We start from the raw sequence: 426 nt of genomic DNA on the forward strand, positions 1-426 counted from the left end.
CGGCGCTGCCCGAGCGCTATCTGACCGACCAGCTTCCGCGGATCGCCCGCGCGCTGGGCCGCGATTTCGGGTCGTGCCGCCGCATCCATGTCGTCGATGCGCAATTCTCGATCGTCACGGTGACGCCCGACGCGCTCGAGATCCGGCAACGGCTGCCGCATGTCGATGCCTATGCGCGCGACCGGATCGCGCTGATCCATTATCTGTCGCCGACGAACCGCGACGGGACCGCCTTCTTCCGTCATCGCGCCACCGGGTTCGAGACGGTCGACGAGACGCGCGCGCCCGACTTTTTCGAACAGCTCGGCCGCGAGGTCGCGGCGATGCCGCCGCACGGCTATATCGCCGACGATACCGCGCTGTTCGAGCGGACCGCGCTGGTCGATGCCGCCTATAATCGGGCGCTGCTGTACCGCAGCTATGTGC

1 protein-coding gene is annotated in these 426 nt (G+C 67.8%); it reads left to right on the plus strand.

Annotation, left to right across the window (positions count from 1 at the left end; genetic code table 11):
- The coding region (locus EEB19_RS26475) for a DUF6445 family protein (protein ID WP_222929998.1) at positions 1-426 on the plus strand (426 nt) is incomplete at both ends.

Source organism: Gordonia sp. OPL2 (assembly GCF_003797825.1).
GTDB lineage: Bacteria > Actinomycetota > Actinomycetes > Mycobacteriales > Mycobacteriaceae > Gordonia.